Below are 13,986 nucleotides of genomic sequence, written 5' to 3'. Positions count from 1 at the left end.
GCGTCGAAAGCCTTCGCCAGATGCTTGTCGTGGCTATGTTTCTCAAGTCGCACCGTGTCAATCTGCACAAAAGATACGACTACCCATAGTGCGCCACGCACATCGATCAGGAGACGCGCGCCTCAAGTCCGGGCGATTGTCACTGCTCTTGATATGTCACGAATTGTTCGTGTCCACCGAGCCCCCGAGTGGGGCGTTTGAGATTGACATCGGCACGTTCGCCCTTCCTTCGGAGAATCCCGTGAGCTTGAATCGACCTGCGTTTGTCAAATTGATCTTCTCGGCTTCTATCGCAGCCGTTGCCCTCTCCGCGGCCACTGTGGCCAGCGCCGAGGTGAGTTGGTCCATCGGTGTCGGTGGCCCGATTTACTACGAGCCGGCTCCCGTGTATTCGAGTCCGCCACCGGTCTACTATCAACCGGCGCCCCCTGTCTATTACGACCCGCCTCCACCCGTCTACTACGATCCGCAGCCGGCATACTACGCGCCGCCTCGGCCGTCCGAGTACGAGCCTGGTTACTGGCAGGGGCCGCCCCCTGCAGAGCAACCAAGACTCAGCGATATGCAGCGGCGCGCTCTGGACAATTGCTCTATGTTGTCATGGCGTGATCAATCCAGGTGCCGTGCGACCGTGATGTCGACCGTCCGGTAGGCGTTTGCACGAGAAGCCTGAATTCAGGCGGCGCTGAGTGTTCCGGATGTCGCCCGTGTGGCAGTCAGTGGAAAATGTGACGCGCCTCATGGTTGCCTCATGTCTCGGTTGCACCGCTGGCCGTGAGCCGTGCAGCGACCTTGTCCCATTGGAGATGAACGCGCCCCTCCCTGGTCTGGATGGGCGTGTTGAAGAGACAGGTCGAGCGCCGCGACGCTCGAGCGCGCTACATCGTGTAGTCGCCGCTTGCCTCGGGCTGGAAGAGGACCGAGGCCACTTCTGCCGAACACTCTTCGCCGCTGGGCGTGAGCCATCGGGCGACGGCGCCTTCCTTCAACCCCAACAGACTCAGCCCCACCGGGGAAAGGATGGAAATGAAGCCTGCGGCGGGCTCGGCATCGCCCGGAAAACAGATCGTCAGCTTCTGGCGGCGCAGCGTGTGCGGGTCGACCAACTCGACCTGCGAATACATGGTGATGACCTTCGGCGGGACGTCCCGCGAGGCTACAACTTCGGTGGCCGACAGCAGATCCGCCAGATCGGGCGGAAGCTGGCCGCCGAACAACTTGGCGAGGCGTGAGAAATCCCGGTCGGTGAGCGTGCGCTCGCCGTGAATCGTTGCATGCATGACGCACTCCATTCGAGTTCGCAGGCGCCGCAAGAGCGGTGGCCCGCAGTCGCGCTGGGCTGGCGCCCGGCGATCAATGGTTGCGCTGAAGGTGGAGTGGATCGCCGGGCTCAGGGATGTGCGGCCGGCTGTCGCAATCCCAGTGTGACAACTTCGCGCCATGCGAACGCCCCGACGCTTGCCAAGAATGCATAGGGCATCGTGGACGCGCTGCAGCAACGGTGGAAACGCGGGAATCGCATGTCATGAGTCTATGCGGTGAAGCTGCAGCGGCCAAGCGATGCCCCCACCCTCCTTGCCAGAATGACTCAGCTCAATGCCCCTCGCGCGGAATGACATTGGAAGACTCACGGGTTGCGATCCAAGACTGAGTCGCCTCAATCTGGCAGGAGGTGTGGGGGTACTGTTGTCGCTTTCGCCAAGGTCTCATAGACTCGGCGCATGCAAATCAAGGCGCATACTTTCAACACAGTTCAAGGCCAGGTCGGCTTTACGATGTTGGCGACTCACACGTCGTGTGCCTTGGAGTTCGCTCGACCCATGGCAAGGTCGCAGCAGACGCTCGCACTTTCCTGAGCCCGGCGGTCAGCCTCTCCTCTTCTAGCGCAATTCTTTGACCGTCGGGCACCAGTCCCGCGCGGTAGCGATCTCACTTGCAAATGCAAGCCGGGTTCCTGGAATAGCCATGCACCAACCAAAGCTTCTAGAGCTTCGCTGCTGACGGACGACGTCGCACGTTCCCCTTTGGTGTTTCGCCTCTTCTGCCTCGGCCGCACCTCGCGCTTTCACCGACGCTAGAGCCTGTCTGGCGGTTCGTCGAGCCCGCATTCATCAGAACGCGGTTCGGCTTTCAGAACTGCGCGGGACAGCCACGACTCAGCAGGGCCGACTGGACCTCGGCCGCGCTGCGGCCTGCCCAACTTCGTGCCAACCTGGCGCGCATCGACATGACGACGCAGTCCCATGTCTTCAGGAGAGCAACCATGAACATCCAATCCATTCTCGCCGTCACCGACCTTTCGGGGCAGGGCAACCGCACCGTCTTTCGCGCGGCCGTGCTCGCGGCGCAGCATCGCGCGTTGCTCAAGATCATCTATGCGCCCAAGGACTTCATTGCTTGCGAAAACGCCGATGCAGGCGAAGGCGTGAGGCGACTCGCCGCCGAGGTCCACACGCGCTTCGGCATTCTTGTGAAGAACGTATCCGATACGAGCGGCCGTTTGGAGGCGATTGCCGAAGAGGCCCAATGGGTCGACATGCTGGTGATCGGCGAGCATCGAGAAAAATCCGCCAAGGCCTTTTTCTGCGGGCAACCCATCGAGCGTCTTCTGCGCGTCGTTCCTTGTCCGATCCTGCTCGCGCGACTGGAGGTATTCCATCGCTACCGCCGCATCCTGGTGGCAGTCGACTTCACGCCAGAGTCCAGGAAGCTGGTGAAGTTGGCCTGGTCACTCGACAGCGACGCCCAGGTCGAACTGTTTCATGCATTGAATACGATGCATGAGGGCAAGCTGCGCTATGCGGATGTGTCCGAGCAGGCGATCAGGGCCTATCGACATGAAAGCATGCGCGATGCGCACGAGCGCATTTTCTCCTTGAGCGACTCGTCGAATGCGCGTCGCAACAGGGTCGTCGCCGCCATCGGCAAGGGCGATGCGGCGCGCCAGGCGGTCGTTCAGCAACAGCACGCGAACGCCGACCTTCTCGTCGTCGGCAAGCGTCGGAGTTCGGCTTTCACGGACTTCCTTTTCGGAAGCATCGCGCAGCGCGTGCTGTGGTGGTCGAGCCGTGACGTCCTGCTGGTGCCGCACGATCTCCGGATCGACCCGAAGACCGAGGTCGCCGCATCGTCCGCGCGTCCGATTCGACGCGAACAAGTGGCTGTCGGGCAGCGCAGGAGGGCCGCATGAACACCCTGCGCTTTTTGACGACAGGGGAAGCGACCCTTTTGAGCGACGCGGCCGAGCGATGGCTGCGGCTGCGCGACGTGGAGATCAATCTCGGCGAGTTGGCTCTGAAGGTGCTCCGCGCTGCGACGCTGCGCCCGGCTGCCTGCCGACGACGGGACATCGCCAGCCTGAACTGGACCATCGACGCGCAATTTCCCGGAGCAAGTGCGCCTGTGGCGTTCACGCTGGTGTCTCCCGCAGCTGCCGACATCACGCAAGGCCGGGTATCTCTGCTCAGCTTCATCGGCTTGGCGCTGATCGGCCACGCGATCGGCGCGGTGGTCCGGTTGCCCCTTCGTGGTGGTCAAGCAGTCGACGCACGATTGGTGGCGCTCAGACCATGCCCGGAACTCACACATATTTCTGCCGACAAGGAGACGTGAATGTTCAGTGAAGACAGGCTCGCAGGCTATCCGCTTCGGCAATCGCTGCTGGCCGGCGCGAAAGGACTTCAAATCTTCGCGAACCGTGGCGTGGTGGACTGGATGTCACGCCCCGACCGGTACCTGGTCCTCTGCGAAGGCCGGGGTGGGCGGATTTACGCCGCGGATGAATGCGCTCTGGAGGAAGCCCAGCAGATGGTACGGGACGCGCATGGCGCCAAGGTCGTCATGCGCAAGCCCGAGATCCACACCTATGTAGACCTTGACCTGGACGCATTGGTCGAGCCCGTGATGTTCCTGCGCATCAAGAGCCCGCATGCTTATGCGAAAGATATCCTGGCGGAACTCAGCGGTCGTGAGGCACGAATCCTCGAGAAGGACATGCAACGGTATGAGTTGATTGTTCGGGCCGAAGGGCGACTGGCGAATCTTATGGGCCTGACCCGCAAGATCGGTTCGCTTGCCTGCGGCTCTGCCGCGGTCTGGACATGGCTGCACCGCTACGAGCGAGCGATGGCTGCGCCATCGCCGGGCGTCGAAACCCGGGATCCGACCTCCTGCACGAACGGCTCGCCTTGAATCGAGCCCCCTCCTCCACCGATGTCATTGGCCGCCATGAATATTGCATTGCCTTTCTCTCATTTCCGAATTCCGTTTCATCGGCCGGCAGAACTTCGGGTCGATGTCGGCTCGCTCTCCCCGGAATTCGACGAGTCGCTCGCCACGACTTACGAGCGCATCCATTCGCCGGGCGATCGGTTGCACGGCCTGCCGGCTTTCGATCTTCACGATCCCGACCTGAAGATTCGCATCAGAGAGGCCGACGGCGAGTTCTACGCGTATGTCGAAGACGTGCGTCGCGGATGTCTTGCGGGCTGTACCGTCTTCAATAGACTGGTCGAGGTGGGCCGTCGCGCAGACCGACATCTGCGCTCTCCCCACTCGCGCTACCGGGCGCAATACCAACGACGCGGCATCGCGACGGCCGTCTATGACTGGGCGCTCGCCACCGGGATCTGTCTGATGACGGGCGCGCGTCAGTCGCCAGGCGCACACGCCCTCTGGCTCAGCCTGGCGCGGCGGTACGAATCGGGATTCGCCGATCTTCGCAACAAGAAGCTCACTTACCTGGGGCGTGCCGTTCCTGCTCAGGAACTCGATCGGCTGCAGACCCGGATGTTCTTGCTCGGACGAGAGTGGTCACTGGAACGCTTCTGCGAAGCTGCCGAAATACAGAATGCCCGCGCTTCGGGCTGAGGGCGGACCGGCGCAGCGTGAACGCCTGCGCCAGCTCCGCGAGGCGAAGTTCCGAAACACTGCCTCGGATTTGTCGCCAGTTCCTTCGGCGCCGGATTTCCGAGACGCTGTCTCGGAAATCGCGGACCGTGGAGACGCCAGGAAGAAGCGCCGCATGAGCTCCAGGTTGTCGACACTGAAGCCACGGCTGAAGCTATTGGTCAGCTCACGAGACGGGCGGCCCATCGTATGTGTCTGGCAAAGTCATCGTGATCTTGCCTTGGCGTCGCAGGAGCCTCTTGTCCGTCCCACCCTTGACCGGCAAACGCGGATCGCCGAGGTCGTGCCGAGTCGCTCAGCGGGCGGGGTCCCAGTTGTAGGAAAGCAGTTCGTCGATGCGGCTGCTCAGACGCGTGGGCAACGGGCCCCCCCGATCGCCCGATGTCGCCCCAACCCGGAGATCGCAAGCACGTTCAAGCCACCGAGCGTAGCCACTCCGAGAAGACCCGGATGGTGCGCTCGCGCGGATGACTTGGCCTGCGGATCACGTGGAAGCCATAGCCGGGCAGGCTCAGTTGTCAGGTGCTGCATGTCCTTGAACTCGGGCACGTCGCGCCACCTGCGCGCAGCCGCGGCCAGCCATCGCTGCCATGTGGGCGGCTCGCGGTCGGCCGGACCCCAGTAGGCATGGACCAGGACGTGCCTGGCGAGGTCGGCGGGCCGCTTGAGCGCTCCCGCTGGCAGCAGGCGCGGACTGCAGATGGGCCAAAAGGTGTCGCTCACGAGTGCATCGACGATTCCGTCCGTCGGCATTTCCCGGCGGGTCGCATAGCGAATGGCGACGTCGCCATCCCCGGCCTGCAGATCGAGCACGGTGTCAGTGCCGATCACTTCCAGCGGCACGTGCGGATGCAATTTCCGCCATGCCGGCAGGCGGGGCACCCGCCAGCGGCTGGCGAAAGCGTTCGTGGCCGTCACACGAAGGGGCTGCTGCTCGCCATCTCGTTTGACGGCCGCGATGGCAGCGGCAAAGGCTTCCAGCCCGCCACGAACAGCCGGGAACAGTCGCGCGCCGGCATCGGTCAGCGCAAGGGGTCGCGGCCTGCGGCGGAACAGGGCGCAGCCGCAGTACCGCTCCAGCAATCGGATCTGGTGACTGATCGCGGTGGGGGACACGCACAGTTCCAGCGCGGCCTTCTTGAAGCTCATGTGGCGGGCGGCGGCGTCGAAGGCACGCAGCTCGAGTACGCGTTGCACCCGGTCGGGCCCACCATCACGGGCGGCCCGATCGTTCATTCGATCGAGCGCGCCCGCGCCCTGCTCGATGTCTTCCGCGACAGCACACACTCGCTGCCGGATGAGCACACGCTGTTCGCCACGCTGACGCATGCACCCGACGACTCCGGGACACCGGTGGCCGCCCTGGTCACTTGCCATTTCCTCACCGAACTGAGCGACGCCGCGATCGACACCATGATCGATTGCTTCGCGCGCTGCCCGACGCCCATGGGCCAGTTGCTGCTCGAACATTTCCATGGCGCGGTCGCCCGGATCGAGGTGGGCGACACGGCCTTCCCGCATCGACGCGAAGGCTACAACTTCCTCGTGCTCGCTCAATGGACGCAGCCAGTGGACACCGGCGCATGTGTCGCCTGGGCCCGTGAAACCTACGAAAGGATGCGAAGCTTCTTCGCCGCCGGCCGCTACGTCAATTGCCTGGAGCAAAGCGTTGATCCAGGCGGGCTGGTCATCGGGCGCTACCTGTGAAAAGGCGCCATGCATCAAAGCGCACAGCCAACTGCTTGCGGTAGAGCGATGCGTGCAGCAGATGGCGCTTGATGGCGAAGTGCTGGCGGATGGAGCCGAAGCTCGAGAGAAAAGACTGCGTGCGCTCAGGCCGGCGAAATCCTCGCATGCGTCGCTCCCGCTTCGGGGCGCACCTCCAAGGCCGCGCAGGTGGCCTTGCTAGCCCCTCGCGCTGCCGCTTGTCGCGTAGACAACCAGGCGACGCGAACCTGCAAAGATCTCCTTCGGCCTCAGCCCATAGACCTGCTTGATGCAATGGCTGAAATGGGTGGAGTCGGGGTATCCGTTGTCCAGGGCCACGTGGGCCAGGTTGGCCTTCTCGTTGACGTGCCGCAGCACGCTGCGCGCGCGCTTCCATTTGCGGAATGTCCGGAATGACACACCGACCTCCTGCTTGAACAGATGAAGAAAGCGCGAAAACGAAAGGTGCGCGGCTTCTGCGCACTCCTCGGCGCTCGACGGCGCGGACGGATGCCGCTTGATCATCTCAACGATCTCCTGAATCCGTCGATCGAGGACCTTCGGCACCAATGGCCCGTCAAAAAAGAACCGATCGAAATCCAGCGAGTTCAGATCGTCGAGGCTTCCCAGTTCGCAGAGTTCGCGTTGCCGGCGGCGCACGCGCTCGACGAACTGCGGCGCATCGACGATGCCCGACCGGGCGAGCAGCGGCGGCAGACTGGCAATCTCCATCGTCTCGGCCTCGATCTTGATGAGATTGATCATCATGGCCTCGGAGAGCAATTGATGCGGCTGGTAGGGATGAACGATCGCCATCTCGCCGGTTTCCCATTCGCCGCCGCCGACCGCGATGCGGATCGACCCCTCGGTCGCGACGTAGATCATCAGGGAACCCATGGTCCGCACACCCGGTGCGCCGAGCAGGCCGGCGTAGAAGATTCGGTCGGGCGTGATCCACATCAACCGGGCCGAGGGGCCCGCGGTCCTCAATCGATCAGCGGCAGTGTTACTGGCAACTTGCATGGCGAGTCTCCGGCCGCCAGACCGGGCGGGCGCCCAAGGGATATTACAGGACCGTTCGGGCGGTAGTTTGCAGCAGCCTAGCCGCTCGGGCGGCGCCAGTCTTGTGTCAGCTGGCTATTCGCCGCTTGACGCGCCGAATTCGACACCCCTTTTCCGCGGACCTCGCGGCACAGCGAATCCGCGCAAGACCGCGCGTTGATTTCGGGTCAGACTCGTCGGCACACACCCAGCCCTGCCCGATGCAAACACTCAAGGACAAGACCCTCCTCATCACAGGCGCCAGCCGCGGAATCGGCCGTGCCCTGGCACTGCGGGCAGCCGCCGACGGCGCCAACGTCGTGATCGCCGCCAAGACATCCGAGGCACATCCCCGGCTCGCCGGCACCATCCACGACACGGCCGCCGAGGTCGTGGCCCGCGGCGGACGAGCCCTGGCGGTGGCCGTCGACGTGCGGGACGAAAGCCAGGTGCTGGATGCGGTGGCGCGCGCGGCCGAACGCTTCGGCGGCATCGACATCCTGGTGAACAACGCCAGTGCCGTGCATCCGCATCCACTCCAGGACACACCGATCAAGCGCTATGACCTGATGATGGACGTCAACGTGCGCGGCAGCTTCGTTTGCGCGCAGGCGTGCATGCCGCATTTGCTGAAGGCGGCCAATCCGCACATTCTCAGTCTCTCGCCGCCACTGGACCTGCAGCCCAAATGGTTCAGGCCTCACCTCGCCTACACAACGTCGAAGTTCGGCATGAGCATGATCGCGCTCGGACTGGCCGAGGAGTTCGGCGCGCAAGGTCTGGCTTCGAATACGCTGTGGCCGCGCACGCTGATCGCGACGGCTGCCCTGGATCTGGCAGCGCCGGGCCAGGCCGCCTCGGCCCGCAGGCCGGAGATCATGGCGGACGCGGCCCACTGGATCCTGACCCAGCCGAGCCGGACCACCACCGGGTGCTTCTTCGTCGATGAGGACGTGCTTCGGCGAAGCGGCGTGACGTCATTCGAGTGCTATGCGGTCACGCCGGGTGTGGAGCCGCACCTGGACTACTTCATCGATCCCTGAGAGCGCGCTCATCCAGAAGTCCCGCGGGCACCTCGATCTCCAGGTCCAGCAGGATCTGGCCCATGCCCTTGCCCAGCGGATCGATGCGCGTCGACGCAGGACCACCGCCGTCCAGCGCTTCGTGAAGCACGAAGTTGATCGCCTGCACGCCCGGAAGATAGAAGCGCTCGACGGCCCCCTTCGCGAGGTGGGCGAAATGCCGCTTCACGCGTTCCGGCGTGACCAGCCGCCAGAGAAGACCGGCCCACTCGGGCTTTCGGGCAATCAGGCCGATGTTGCTGAGGTCGCCCTTGTCGCCGCTGCGGGCCCACGCGAGCCGTATCAGGGGAACCAGGATCTGCGGTCCCTGCGCGTGCCCCGACCACGCATCAGTCGGCTCCATCTGCACGCCCGACACGGCTGGCGGGGCGATGGATTCGGGCGCAGGCGACGTCATGAGCGCGGACGTGCCGTCCGGCAACACCACGCGCACGGGGACCCGCTGCTTGTCGAGCAGGAACGCAAAGGGCCTGACCAGCGGCGAAGGCGACGGGCGACCGCCGCCCGGGCTCGTGGTGCCCGGTGACCACGAGGTTGCGCTGGCGGCGATCTCGCGCGCGAACAGTTCGAGCGCCTTGCTTTGGGGATGGTCTGCGATGACCCGCAGCATGATCTCACGCGCATCCTGGCCGCGGGCCGCCGCGCCATACAGGGACTCGGTACCGAAGAGGTCGATTCGCGTTGCCGAGTAGTCCTCGAGGCCGGCCGCCCGGAACATGGCACGCGTGCGCTCGATGATGGCTTCGCCCGTGCGTCGCGCCTTGGCCTCTGCTTCGCGGCCGACGATGACCATGCTTCCCGTGCAGCGCCAGCCGTCGCGTCGGGTTGCCGACACCTTGTAGCTGGGCCCCGGCGCGCGACCGCGGGCACCGGTGACGCCCACGTGGTCGTCGTCGAGCTGCACCAGTCGAACCTCCCTGAAGTCGCAGGTCACGTCGGGCAGCAGATAGGAGGCCGGATCGCCAATCTCGTAAAGCAGCTGTTCGGCCACGCAGGCGCGCAGGATCCGGCCGCCCGTGCCCTTGGGCTTGGTCACGCGGAAGCTGCCGTCGGCCTCGCATTCGACGATCGGATAGCCGATGTGGGCCCAGTCGGGAATCTCGCGCCAGTCGGTGTGAAGGCCGCCGGTCGCCTGGCAACCGCATTCGATGAGGTGGCCCGCCAGACTGCCCGCAGCCAGGCGATCGAAGTCGTCTTCTTGCCAACCGAATTCGTGGATCAACGGCCCCAGCGTCGCGGCGCTGTCGACGATGCGGCCGGTGATCACGATGTCCGCGCCGGCCGCCAATGCGCGTGCGATCGGGAACGCGCCGAGATAGGCATTCGCGCTCAAGATCGAGGCGGGAACGGGCTCTCCGGAGAACATGTCGCGCATGTCTTCGAGTTGCGCCAGCTGGCCGGAGACATCGTCGCCTTCGACCACCGCGATGCGCGGCGCAAGGCCGAGGCTCTGCGCCATCTTGCCGAGCGCCTGCGCGCAAGCTGCCGGATGGATTCCGCCGGCGTTCGAGACGACCTTGATGCCGCGCTCCAGCACTTGCGCGATGACCGAGCGCATCGTGATTTCGACGAAGTCGGTTGCATAGCCCATGTCGGGCTTCTTCAGCCGCGCCGCAGCCAGAATGGCCATCGTCGTCTCGGCCAGGTAGTCGAACACGAGGTAGTCGATCTGCCCCGATTGGACGAGCTGCGGCGCACCGACGGCGCTGTCGCCCCAGAAGCCGGACGCGCATCCGATGCGGATGACCTTGGACGATGACTGCATGCGGCGCAATTCCTTTTCAACGATTTCGCACGATAGCCAGCCGGCCGCCGATTGCTTGCGCGAACTGGTCGAGGTCGAGGACGCGCGGGGCACTCGCCGGTTACAGCCAATTGCCGCAAGACGACCCGCATCGCTTTCGATCATCCTTCGAACACGCTGGCTGCCGGCCATCGTCCACGATGCCGCGCGGCGGCGACAACCCTGAGGTGCAATTTCGAATGAAGAGTGACCTGCGCAACGAGCTGGGTGAATCCTACGAGGCGACGCTTGCCGAGATCGCGAAGCGTGCGCAGTTCTACGATCTCGAGGGGCGTTTCCCGACGGAGAACATGCAGCTTCTTCATCGCAACGGACTGCTGGCCTATTGCGTGCGCAAGGAGTTCGGAGGCCTGGGCGCCGGTCCGGGCGGCGACGTCGGCCTCTACGGGCGCATCATCGAGGACGTCTCGGCGGCCTGCAGTTCGACCGGGCAGGCGCTCGCGGTCCATGGCACCGCCTGCGCCGCCATCAACCTGCTGGGCAGCCGGGATCAGATCCGCAGACTGAGCGAAGAGGTGGTGTCGGAAGGCGCGGTCTACGGCTTCTTCGGAAGCGAGCCGACGCAACGCTTCACCAAGGACGGCGGCCGCCCCGGCTACGACGCCGAAGTGCGGCGCGCGCCTGGCGGCTGGATCGCCAACGGCCAGAAATTCTTCTCGACCAATTCGATGGGCGCGAAGCGCTTCCTTTTTTTCGCCATGTCCCAGGCCGACGGTGAGCAAGGTCTGGCCGTGCCGATCATCGCCGTCGACGCGCCTGGCGTGAAGGTGCACGACACCTGGGACAACATCGGCCAGCGCGCGACCTCGAGCGGCGCGGTCGACGTGAAGGAAGTCTTCGTCGCGGACGAATTCATGCTGGGACGTCCCGGCGCCTTCTCGCAGGTCAGCCCTGTACTGCTCTCGAGCTTCCAGCTCACCTTCGCGCTGGAACTCACCGGCATCGCGCGCGGCGGGCTCGACTTCACCATCGATTACCTCAAGAACCACACCAAGGCGCCGGCAGGCCTGCCTACGCTCGGCCACGATCCCCATGTCCAGGGCCGGCTCGGCGAGATGGCTGTTCTGGTCGAGGCGACCCGGGCCATCGTCGAGCGCGCGGTGCAAGCCGTAGCGGACGCGGACCGCGATCCGACGCTTGCCGCCATCGCGCACCGCCGCGTGCTCCAGGCGAAGATCCAGGCCTCCGATGCCGCGATCGAAGTCGGCACGCGGCTGTTCCAGATCTGCGGCGCGCGCGCCACCACGCGCCGTGCCGGCGCCGACCGCTTCTGGCGCAATGCCCGCACTCTCTCGCTGCACGATGTCGTCGACAAGCAGCGGGCGGCGGTGGGCCGCGACCTTCTCGGCCTCGAAGGCGACATGGGCCATGTCCTCGCATCCGATGCGCAACGCACCAACACCGCATGACCATGAGCGCCGAATCTACGACCCCCGCCCCCGAAATCCTGGCCCGCGCACTGGCCGAAGACTTCTGGCGCCGTGCCGCCGATCACGACGCGGCCGGCAGCTTTCCGACGCAGAACTTCGACGATCTCCGCACCGCCGGGCTGCTCAGTTTGAATGTTCCGTCCCAATGGGGCGGCGCAGGGCTGGGGCCGGAAGCCGGCAAGCCGCTGGAACTCTGGAAGGTCACGCGCGCCATTGCCTTTGGCGACCCCGCCACCGCCCAGTCCTTCCACGTCCATGCCAACGAGATCGACATCATCCTCGGCCTGGGCACACCGCAGCAGCACGCGATGTTCCTCGAGCCGGTGGTCGACCGCGGCGTGATCTTCGGCGGCTACGGCTCGCAGCTGGCGGACAGCACGCCCACCATCGCCCGGCGCCGCGACGGCGGCTGGGTGCTGGATGGCAAGAAATTCTTTTGCACCAACTGCGAGGCCGCCGGCGCGGCGCTGGTGTGGGCCCTGGTCGAAGGCGACGAGGATCCTTCCGATCGGATCCAGGTCTTCTGCGTCTCGCACGACAACCCGGGCTTGCGCATCCAGCGCGGCTGGTGGGAGCAGTTCCAGGGCATGCGTTCGACCGGCAGCCACGTGGTGCAACTCGACCGGCTCGAACTCGACGAATCGGCGGCGCTCGGCAAGCCGGGCGACTATCTGCGTCTGGGTCTGCAGGCGCGCGCATACTGCCAGTTCGCAGCGAGCTTCGTCGGCATCGCCGACCGCCTGCTGCACGAGTCATGCAAGTCGGTCGCCTTCAGGAAGTTGACCGATGACGCGTCGGCGATCGCGCGCATCGGCAATTCGCGTCTTCACCTCGACGCGGCCTGGGGCCTGGTCGAGCGCGCCGCGCAGGCATACCAGCGCGGCGAGCCCGATGCGCCCGTGCGCGCCAACATGGCGCGCTACTTTGCCGAGCAGGCCGTCCGCGTCGGTCTCGAGAATGCGCTCGATAACATCGGCACCTTTGCCGGCAGCGCCGCGTCCGGCATGCCGAAGCTGGCACGAGACATCCACCTCTACATCCGCCACGAGAGCCGCGATCGCATCCTGCGCACCATCGGCGCGGCCCAACTCGATCTGCGCGTGGACACCAACTTCAGTGGCGACAACCCGATTCTGAAAGGTCTTTCAAAGCATGAGCACAGCCCGTCCCATCGTTGACCCGCTGGCCTTCGGCTGGTACTTCGTGGACCTTCTCGTCCACGACGGATCGCGCTTCACCGTGGCGATCCATGGCGCGAACGGCTTCGCCCTGCCCCGTCGTGCATCGGTGGTCGTCTGGCACTATCGGGATGGCGCCAAGCCGCAGATGTGGGTCAGCTCCGGCGGCGCGGCCCAGTTGCCCGAGCGGTCGATGTTCGACGGCATTCGCAACGACGTCGCGGTGCTCGATCGAACGCCGAACGGCTGGCAACTCGAAGTCAAGTCGCCCCAGTTCGAACTGACGCTCTCGATCGATCAACACTTGCCTCTATGGCGGCCGCCGACGCTGCCCTTTCCGCTTCGCTACGAGAGCGGGTCCGCGAGCTTCGATTGGGTCATTCTTTGTCCGCACGGGAGCGCCCAAGGCGTGTTCCAGGCCGGCGCCACGCGCATTGCGCTGGCGGGCGATGTCTATGTCGATGCCAATTTCGGCACCATCGACGTGGCCGCCGAGCTGGACTGGTGGAAGTGGTCCACCATCGACCTGGCGCCCGGCGAACGGGTGGTGGCTTCCACGACCCGGTGGCGGCGCGACCCGGCGGTCACGGCGGCCATTCACATCGGAAGCCATGGCGTGCAGGTCATGACGCCGGCGCAGGTGCGGGCGCAGCTGGGCGCGGACCTGACACCGCTCGGGCTGGACGCGCCGACAGCGCCGGACCTTCCGCTGGCGTCCGAGCTGGATCTCTCGGTGCTGGGCGCCCGGCTTCAGAAATACCGGCGCTGGTCCGGGCGGATCGGCGGCAAGCCGGCGGTGCTGGCACTGCTGACCGCCTAGCCGCGGCATCGGGCCC

Annotated in this window: 14 protein-coding genes and 1 pseudogene; 10 read left to right on the top strand and 5 right to left on the bottom strand. The window is 65.1% G+C overall.

Features of this window, described 5'->3' with window-relative positions; all coding sequences use genetic code 11:
* Positions 1 to 878: 878 nt before the first annotated feature.
* Positions 879 to 1,280 (bottom strand): GreA/GreB family elongation factor, encoded by a 402-nt coding sequence (locus WDLP6_RS07705; protein ID WP_162591862.1) that lies wholly within the window; start codon positions 1,278 to 1,280, stop codon positions 879 to 881.
* Between the two features lie 983 nt (positions 1,281 to 2,263).
* Here WDLP6_RS07705 and WDLP6_RS07700 point away from each other — a divergent pair.
* Genes WDLP6_RS07700 through WDLP6_RS07685 form a run of 4 tightly spaced genes read left to right on the top strand, consistent with a single transcriptional unit; the run spans position 2,264 to position 4,869 of the window.
* Positions 2,264 to 3,190, top strand: coding sequence for a universal stress protein (locus WDLP6_RS07700; RefSeq protein WP_162591861.1), 927 nt, complete (start codon positions 2,264 to 2,266; stop codon positions 3,188 to 3,190).
* A complete protein-coding gene (locus tag WDLP6_RS07695; protein ID WP_162591860.1) occupies positions 3,187 to 3,612 on the top strand; it encodes a GreA/GreB family elongation factor in 426 nt (141 codons plus the stop codon). Before WDLP6_RS07700 ends, WDLP6_RS07695 begins: the two co-directional genes overlap by 4 nt.
* Positions 3,613 to 4,191, top strand: coding sequence for a hypothetical protein (locus WDLP6_RS07690; protein WP_162591859.1), 579 nt, complete (start codon positions 3,613 to 3,615; stop codon positions 4,189 to 4,191).
* A 36-nt stretch (positions 4,192 to 4,227) separates the two neighbouring features.
* Positions 4,228 to 4,869, top strand: a complete 642-nt coding sequence (locus tag WDLP6_RS07685; protein ID WP_162595006.1) for an N-acetyltransferase — start codon at positions 4,228 to 4,230, stop codon at positions 4,867 to 4,869.
* Between the two features lie 384 nt (positions 4,870 to 5,253).
* Here the strand turns inward: WDLP6_RS07685 and WDLP6_RS07680 are convergent, their stop codons facing one another.
* A complete protein-coding gene (locus tag WDLP6_RS07680) occupies positions 5,254 to 6,057 on the bottom strand; it encodes a LysR substrate-binding domain-containing protein (RefSeq protein ID WP_232076990.1) in 804 nt (267 codons plus the stop codon).
* Between WDLP6_RS07680 and WDLP6_RS07675 the strand changes: the two genes are divergently transcribed.
* The gene (locus WDLP6_RS07675) at positions 6,058 to 6,615 is read left to right on the top strand and encodes a hypothetical protein (RefSeq protein WP_162590690.1); all 558 of its coding nucleotides are present in this window, start codon (positions 6,058 to 6,060) and stop codon (positions 6,613 to 6,615) included.
* Here the strand turns inward: WDLP6_RS07675 and WDLP6_RS07670 are convergent.
* Together WDLP6_RS07670 and WDLP6_RS07665 are read right to left on the bottom strand one after the other, a co-directional pair.
* A pseudogene (locus WDLP6_RS07670) lies at positions 6,596 to 6,778 on the bottom strand (IS6 family transposase); the annotation flags it as partial. The gene WDLP6_RS07675 and the pseudogene WDLP6_RS07670 sit on opposite strands and share 20 nt — an antisense overlap.
* Positions 6,779 to 6,813: 35 nt before the next feature.
* A complete protein-coding gene (locus WDLP6_RS07665) occupies positions 6,814 to 7,575 on the bottom strand; it encodes a helix-turn-helix transcriptional regulator (protein WP_162591858.1) in 762 nt (253 codons plus the stop codon).
* 302 nt (positions 7,576 to 7,877) lie between these two features.
* On the opposite strand from WDLP6_RS07665, the gene WDLP6_RS07660 reads away from it, so the two are divergent.
* Entirely contained in the window at positions 7,878 to 8,699 is an 822-nt protein-coding gene (locus tag WDLP6_RS07660) for an SDR family oxidoreductase (RefSeq protein WP_162591857.1), read from the top strand.
* Here WDLP6_RS07660 and WDLP6_RS07655 read toward each other — a convergent pair.
* Complete coding sequence (locus WDLP6_RS07655) at positions 8,686 to 10,503, bottom strand: acyclic terpene utilization AtuA family protein (RefSeq protein ID WP_162591856.1); 1,818 nt, start codon at positions 10,501 to 10,503, stop codon at positions 8,686 to 8,688. The genes WDLP6_RS07660 and WDLP6_RS07655 overlap by 14 nt on opposite strands.
* Here WDLP6_RS07655 and WDLP6_RS07650 point away from each other — a divergent pair.
* From WDLP6_RS07650 to WDLP6_RS07635, 4 genes are read left to right on the top strand one after another with little or no spacing between them, the layout of a single operon-like run.
* Complete coding sequence (locus WDLP6_RS07650; protein WP_162591855.1) at positions 10,502 to 10,708, top strand: hypothetical protein; 207 nt, start codon at positions 10,502 to 10,504, stop codon at positions 10,706 to 10,708. The genes WDLP6_RS07655 and WDLP6_RS07650 overlap by 2 nt on opposite strands.
* A 13-nt stretch (positions 10,709 to 10,721) precedes the next feature.
* Entirely contained in the window at positions 10,722 to 11,951 is a 1,230-nt protein-coding gene (locus WDLP6_RS07645; RefSeq protein WP_162591854.1) for an acyl-CoA dehydrogenase family protein, read from the top strand.
* A gap of 2 nt (positions 11,952 to 11,953) precedes the next feature.
* A complete protein-coding gene (locus WDLP6_RS07640) occupies positions 11,954 to 13,150 on the top strand; it encodes an acyl-CoA dehydrogenase family protein (protein ID WP_162591853.1) in 1,197 nt (398 codons plus the stop codon).
* A complete protein-coding gene (locus WDLP6_RS07635) occupies positions 13,125 to 13,970 on the top strand; it encodes a hypothetical protein (RefSeq protein ID WP_162591852.1) in 846 nt (281 codons plus the stop codon). The genes WDLP6_RS07640 and WDLP6_RS07635 overlap by 26 nt, the downstream gene beginning before the upstream one ends.
* The last annotated feature ends 16 nt before the right edge of the window (positions 13,971 to 13,986 follow it).

Source organism: Variovorax sp. PBL-E5 (assembly GCF_901827185.1).
Lineage (GTDB): Bacteria > Pseudomonadota > Gammaproteobacteria > Burkholderiales > Burkholderiaceae_C > Variovorax.
Note: the sequence above shows the minus strand (reverse complement) of the source record. Positions and strands in the feature narration are given on the sequence as shown.

Coding starts and splice junctions, on each gene's coding strand:
- WDLP6_RS07705 (WP_162591862.1), bottom strand. CDS start 1,280: ATGCATGCAACGATTCACGGCGAGCGCACGCTCACCGACCGGGATTTC.
- WDLP6_RS07700 (WP_162591861.1), top strand. CDS start 2,264: ATGAACATCCAATCCATTCTCGCCGTCACCGACCTTTCGGGGCAGGGC.
- WDLP6_RS07695 (WP_162591860.1), top strand. CDS start 3,187: ATGAACACCCTGCGCTTTTTGACGACAGGGGAAGCGACCCTTTTGAGC.
- WDLP6_RS07690 (WP_162591859.1), top strand. CDS start 3,613: ATGTTCAGTGAAGACAGGCTCGCAGGCTATCCGCTTCGGCAATCGCTG.
- WDLP6_RS07685 (WP_162595006.1), top strand. CDS start 4,228: ATGAATATTGCATTGCCTTTCTCTCATTTCCGAATTCCGTTTCATCGG.
- WDLP6_RS07680 (WP_232076990.1), bottom strand. CDS start 6,057: ATGAGCTTCAAGAAGGCCGCGCTGGAACTGTGCGTGTCCCCCACCGCG.
- WDLP6_RS07665 (WP_162591858.1), bottom strand. CDS start 7,575: ATGTGGATCACGCCCGACCGAATCTTCTACGCCGGCCTGCTCGGCGCA.
- WDLP6_RS07660 (WP_162591857.1), top strand. CDS start 7,878: ATGCAAACACTCAAGGACAAGACCCTCCTCATCACAGGCGCCAGCCGC.
- WDLP6_RS07650 (WP_162591855.1), top strand. CDS start 10,502: ATGCGGCGCAATTCCTTTTCAACGATTTCGCACGATAGCCAGCCGGCC.
- WDLP6_RS07655 (WP_162591856.1), bottom strand. CDS start 10,503: ATGCAGTCATCGTCCAAGGTCATCCGCATCGGATGCGCGTCCGGCTTC.
- WDLP6_RS07645 (WP_162591854.1), top strand. CDS start 10,722: ATGAAGAGTGACCTGCGCAACGAGCTGGGTGAATCCTACGAGGCGACG.
- WDLP6_RS07640 (WP_162591853.1), top strand. CDS start 11,954: ATGAGCGCCGAATCTACGACCCCCGCCCCCGAAATCCTGGCCCGCGCA.
- WDLP6_RS07635 (WP_162591852.1), top strand. CDS start 13,125: ATGAGCACAGCCCGTCCCATCGTTGACCCGCTGGCCTTCGGCTGGTAC.